This is a genomic window from Microcystis wesenbergii FACHB-1317 (genome assembly GCF_014696875.1).
Taxonomy (GTDB): Bacteria; Cyanobacteriota; Cyanobacteriia; order Cyanobacteriales; family Microcystaceae; genus Microcystis; species Microcystis wesenbergii_A.
On record NZ_JACJQV010000088.1, the window covers coordinates 1 to 5,688 of the forward strand.

Consider the following 5,688-nt stretch of genomic DNA (forward strand, 5'->3'; position numbering starts at 1 on the left):
CAATAACAGAGGGACAGAGGTGGTTAGCTGAACGTTGGGAAAAACTGATAGTTTTATCGACGTAAGAAGCAGAAAAATTAGCTAAATTAACAGGATGTACTCTCAGAAAATTTCAAGAGAGATAGGCTTTTAGTGGCTTGGGAACAGGCTTTATCAATCTATTCATAATAAATATTGGCAGAAGATTAAAGATTAGTTATTGTCACTAACTCTTTTGATTAGAAAAAGATAAACTTGAGAATTTTCATTCAAATTTATTGACTCAAAATCCGCTGTACTTAATTTAAATGAATCAACCCTAGGTAGGTTGGGGGGGCAGCTAAACTCACGCTTGCGGAGAGATTCCCTCTTGGTTAGTTGGAGAAATGCTGCCCTCTTGCGGAGACTCGTTGAATGAAGAATGCCCTCGCCTAAAGGCAGGGGCGAACATCAATAAAAACCGAGTTGAAACTAGACAAATTCCAACCGATCACCAAAAATTGACCTTGAATATTAACGACGGATTGGAGCGATCGCACCGTCGGCGGCGGCGCGAAAAGGTTCCACTGCCTCGCTATAATCGATCGGTAAAATAGCCACCACGTTATCGTGAGGACGGGGAATAATTACCCAGGTTTCTAAAGCTGCCCCCTCGGTTTTATTGACGGCTTCAATGCCGGCAGCCATAGCGGTTTTTACCTCCTGTACATCCCCACGAATATTGAGGGTAAAACGGGCGCTTCCTGCCCTTAAATAACCAACAATCGTGATCCGTCCTGCTTTTACCATCGCATCGGCGGCCGCTAGAATACCGGGGAAACCTTTGGTCTCGATCGATCCCACCGCGGGTTGGGCTGTCATAAATTAACTCCTAATAACAAAAATCAGACAAGTTCAATTGATAGAATCCAATCTATTTTCCAGTCTTTAACTATAGTCTAGTTTGGGGCCAATCCCTAGGGAAATTAACTGCGAAAACGGTCCGACTTAGGCGTATGCTGCACTGGTAAAACCGCCAGGACATTTTCTGGAGGATTCGGTACGATGTAATGACTGACCACATTACCACCAAAAGCGGTCATGGCCGCCGCTAATCCGGCCTCTACTGCCGGTTTAACCTCGGAAATCGGACCGCGAATCGCCACTAAAAATTCGCCCCTTTCCGCTAGATCAAAATAAACTAGGGTGACTCGTCCCCCTTTAACCATGGCATCCGCCGCCGCTAAAACGGGGGGAAAACCCAACGTTTGAATGACTCCGACCGCCTCGGGCATTTTTCCTGATCTCCTGCGAAAGCAACTTTACATTATACCCCGAACCTGTCTTGATATTTTCTTCTGCAAATCCTCGACCGATCGAGCCTGTTTTTTCTCCAAATACTGTTGATGGGACTGATCGGCCAGATAATAATCTCCTGCGGGTTCGATCAAAGTAACGATATCCTGCTGAAACTTTGCCGATAGTTGTAGTTGACGCTTGCCAGCAGTGGCGATTAACTTTTGTTCCGGGGTGTGATAAAAAATAATCGATCGATATTGTTCTCCCCGGTCCGGTCCTTGGCGATTTAACTGAGTCGGATCATGGATTGACCAAAAAACGGCTAATAACGCCTCGTAGCTTATCTCTTGGGGATTATAGGCAATTTGTGCCACTTCCGCATGACCGGTAATTCGCGATAACACATCGAGATAACTAGGATTGGGGAAATTTCCCCCCATATAACCCACAGAAGTCGCTAAAACACCAGGTAAACGCCGAAATGCGTCCTCGGTTTTCCAAAAACAGCCGGCCCCAAAGGTAGCTTTTTCGCCGTTATTCATTTCTCCTCACATCCTTGGCAAATTCCACCACTGCTTTTGTAATTGTTTCGCTTAAATTAGCATAAACTTTGGCAAAAGGGGGAGCTTTTTCGGTTAATCCTAGGATATCCGCCGTTACCAACACCTGACCATCACAATCTTCCCCCGCACCGATACCAATCGTCGGGATAGTCAATTTATCGGTAATAGTAGCGGCTAAATTGGCGGGAATATGTTCCAAAACCAGGGCAAATACTCCCGCTTTCTCCAAAGCTAAAGCTTCCTCGATTAATCTTTGTGCATCCGATGGAGTTTTTCCCTGCTGACGGTATCCTAAGCGATGCACCGACTGGGGAGTTAATCCGATATGACCCATAACAGGGATGCCTATCTCGGTTAAACGGCTAATAGTCTCGATCATAGCGGGATAACCTCCCTCTAATTTTACCCCTTGCACTCCCGCTTCTTTTAACATTCTTCCTGCGGAGTGAATTGCCTGACTGACACTTTCCTGATAGCTGAGAAAAGGCAAATCACAGACAACTAAAGCTTGTTTTACCCCACGAGACACGGCCGCCGCATGGTGAATCATCGCCTCTAGGGTGATCGGTAAAGTGGTAGGATAGCCCAAAGCGGTCATAGCTAAGGAATCACCCACCAAGATAATATCAATTCCTGCCCGATCGAGCAGTCGCGCGATCGGATAATCCCAAGCTGTGAGGGTAACAATCGCGCGTTTTTGCTGTTTCCACTCGATTAATTTGCTGGTGGTGACTGCCATTCTTTATTCACTGCGGACAGCTTCGAGGATACGGGAAAAATAGAAACGAGTGCTAGTCATACTCGTCCGTTCGATTTTAAAGCCATTTTCGTTTAAAGCGGCGACAATAGTTTTTTCCTTGTGTTGATAGGCACGAGTGGTTTTACTCGGACCGGGGAAAAATTGACCAATTTTCTTGAGAATGGTTAATAAACAGGTTTTAGGGGCAAAACTGAGGATTAAACGGGATTGAGCTAGGGTTCCCAAGTGTTTAATCATGCCTAATGCTTCTTCTGTGGGATAGTGAATGAGAACATCAAGACAGATGACTGTGTGATATTGGCCGGTTAATGCTTCTAAATCTTGAACGGCAAAGGTGAGTTTACTGGTATCTGCTAACTCTTTGGCCGCTCTTTCCTTGGCTTCTGTCACCATTTTCTCAGAAATATCACTGGCGAAAATAGTTGCGCCCGCTTGAGCGAGGGGAATACTAAGACTACCGACTCCACAACCAGCATCACAGATCGAGAGATTAGGCAAATTGTCATCATTTTCTAACCAACCGATAACGGTATCGATCGTCTGTTGATGACCGATGCGAATATCTTTTTGTACTTTGTTAACTTCGCCATCCCCATAAATCCGGCGCCAGCGATCGAATCCTGTGGCGTTAAAATAGTCCTTGACTATGGCTTTATCGTCTAATGTGTTGGTCATAAGGAAATATAAACGAGTGGTCTCTGAGCTATGCCGAAGAGCGGAGATGGTTATTAGTTTATCCTACCGTGAAAGCCAGTTTTCCGACTGAATCATTCAGAGACATCATTAGAACATAAGTATTATTTTGTTCCCCCGTACTGCCAAGGATTGTCAAAGATTTGTAAATTTTTTGAGCAAAATCCTTGAGGTAATGCTAGGCTGATTGCAGTGAGCAAACCATAGCTTAATAACGATTAAATATAAGGTTAGGGTTTTAAACTTATATTATCGGTTTAAGTCTAAGTACATAGAAAATTAATTGACATTCCCTAACCTAGTTCCGTTGTTTCCCAGAGCCCGAATTGATAGACAAAATTTAACACCAATCGGGCTGGAGTTCTGAAAAAACGGTACTTAGAGACTGGAGTGAGCTTAGGAAAATGGTTTCCCAAACCGTGAACATTTTGAGGGTAGTTAATTAACTAACTCATCTCTAATTTTATTGAACTATCCTGAACAATTAAAGGATGGTTAGACCAGTGGTTAATGATTGAAAAATTTTCAGAAAAAGGGCTGGTGTTAAGCCATTTTTCCGTGATTGTATTAGCTAAAATGTGCATTTTTTGGAGGTATTTTTTATGTCTGGACAAGCGAGTTTTCCCATCCCCAGGACTGCCTCAAATGAGGAAACCACAGGGCGATATATTGTTACTTTCCAAGATGGAGCAACCCCAGAAGGAATCGCCGCTCTGCGAGATGTGGCGGGGATATCTGCCTTGCCCGATGCCCGGGATTTTGCCGATTCGGCCATGGACAGTTCAGAGCTAGATGCGGCGGGAGGGGGAACCTTTCCGACTTTGGGAGTGGCAGTGGTTTCTATGGATGACTTAGCCTTGAGCGGTGTCATGAACATAGCGGGGGGAGGTTCGGCAATTTTAGCGATCGAACCCGAACGAATTTACTATGCGATCGAGGAGGGTTTATCCTCGGAATACCTCAAGGGTTATCGCGATGCCGTCAATCATCTTTATGAACAGTCCAAGGCCGAACAAGAACTGGGGGACAAGGAACTGGCAGCCCTAGCCTTTCGCGATGATGCCCAATCCACTTGGGGATTAAAAGCCACGAAAGTAATTAACTCCTGTGGTGGTGGTCGCGGTATTAATGTGGCTGTATTAGATACAGGTATGGATTTGAACCATCCCGACTTTTTTGGACGATCGATCCAAAGTCAGTCTTTTGTACCAGGAGAAGCGGTGCAGGACGGTCAAGGTCACGGCACTCACTGTATCGGCACCGCTTGCGGATTTAAAGATGTCAACGGTCGCCGCTACGGGGTCGCCTACGAAGCTACCATTTATGCGGGCAAGGTTCTCAGTAATGCTGGCAGTGGTTCCCAAAGTTGGATCCTCGCCGGCATGGAATGGGCGATCGCCAGTCGCTGTGCGGTGATTTCTATGTCCTTAGGCAATACAGTTTCAACCCCCTCCACTGCCTACGAAACTATCGGTCGTCGCGCTTTGCAAAATGGTTGTTTGATTATCGCCGCAGCCGGCAATCACCGACCTGGTACGGTGGGTCAACCGGCTAATAGTCCCTCAATTATGGCCGTGGCGGCGATCGATAGTAATCTGCGATTAGCCTCTTTTTCCTGTGGTTCTGGTACTGCCCAAGGTGCTAACGTAGATATCGCTGGTCCCGGGGTGGCGATCTATTCTTCTGTCCCGATGCCCCGACGTTACGACGTTTTTAACGGCACCAGCATGGCTACCCCCCATGTGGCTGGAATTGCAGCCCTCCACGCTCAAGCTTCGGGGGTGCGCGGGGCGCAACTCTGGCAGTTACTCACCTCGAAAGCCTTGCGACTGTCTATTCCCACCGTTGATGTGGGTAGTGGACTGGTTCAAGCGCCTTAGCAGTCAGTATTCAGGAGTTAGGAGTCGGGAGTCAGGGGATTATTTTTATTTATTCTCCCCCGTCTCCCCTCTCCCTTCTCCCCTATCTCCCTACTTCCCATCTCCCCGGCCCCCCCTTCTCGACTCCTGCTCATCTTTTTACTTTCATTAATAGCCATGGAAAAGATTATCGTGACGATCGATGAACAGCATTTAGCCGATATTCAGATAGTGGCCAATAATTTACAATCCCTGGGCATGACAGTAGATAATATATTATCGGTTTCCGGCATTATTACTGGTTCAGCCCCTCGATCGCTGATTCCCTCTTTAAAGGCAGTCCAGGGAGTTCTCGATGTGGAGGAAGATAAGGAAATGTGGGCTATATAAGCTGTTGACTATCTAAAAAATTGGCTCTTCTAGGCTCTGTGTGATAAGTTTAACGGCTCTTCTGGTTTTCGTGTGTTAATTTTTGTTATGAATTAAAGCAAGCAAACAGCTTAAGTCGAAGATGTTCAAAATTGGTAAATCCATAACTCATTCTTTTAATAAGCTT

The 5,688-nt window shown here is 45.9% G+C and carries 7 protein-coding genes; 2 read left to right on the plus strand and 5 right to left on the minus strand.

The features are described from left to right. Window positions 1-492: 492 nt before the first annotated feature. From H6F92_RS04840 to bchM, 5 genes are all read right to left on the minus strand, one after another. Entirely contained in the window at window positions 493-840 is a 348-nt protein-coding gene (locus tag H6F92_RS04840) for a carbon dioxide-concentrating mechanism protein CcmK (protein ID WP_008200430.1), read from the minus strand. Window positions 841-944: 104 nt separating this feature from the next. Beyond that, window positions 945-1,253 carry a carbon dioxide-concentrating mechanism protein CcmK gene (locus H6F92_RS04845; RefSeq protein WP_002732196.1) on the minus strand — a complete coding sequence of 103 codons (309 nt, stop codon included), beginning with the start codon at window positions 1,251-1,253 and terminating at the stop codon, window positions 945-947. Between the two features lie 27 nt (window positions 1,254-1,280). Continuing rightward, complete coding sequence (gene msrA / locus H6F92_RS04850; protein ID WP_190356977.1) at window positions 1,281-1,799, minus strand: peptide-methionine (S)-S-oxide reductase MsrA; 519 nt, start codon at window positions 1,797-1,799, stop codon at window positions 1,281-1,283. After that, window positions 1,792-2,559 (minus strand): 3-methyl-2-oxobutanoate hydroxymethyltransferase, encoded by a 768-nt coding sequence (gene panB / locus H6F92_RS04855; protein ID WP_002734057.1) that lies wholly within the window; start codon window positions 2,557-2,559, stop codon window positions 1,792-1,794. Before panB ends, msrA begins: the two co-directional genes overlap by 8 nt. A 3-nt stretch (window positions 2,560-2,562) precedes the next feature. Beyond that, entirely contained in the window at window positions 2,563-3,255 is a 693-nt protein-coding gene (bchM, locus tag H6F92_RS04860) for a magnesium protoporphyrin IX methyltransferase (protein WP_190356978.1), read from the minus strand. Between the two features lie 620 nt (window positions 3,256-3,875). On the opposite strand from bchM, the gene H6F92_RS04865 reads away from it, so the two are divergent. Further along, a complete protein-coding gene (locus tag H6F92_RS04865) occupies window positions 3,876-5,153 on the plus strand; it encodes a S8 family serine peptidase (protein WP_190356979.1) in 1,278 nt (425 codons plus the stop codon). 156 nt (window positions 5,154-5,309) lie between these two features. Further along, window positions 5,310-5,522 carry a ketohydroxyglutarate aldolase gene (locus tag H6F92_RS04870; RefSeq protein ID WP_190356980.1) on the plus strand — a complete coding sequence of 71 codons (213 nt, stop codon included), beginning with the start codon at window positions 5,310-5,312 and terminating at the stop codon, window positions 5,520-5,522. Window positions 5,523-5,688: the final 166 nt, after the last annotated feature.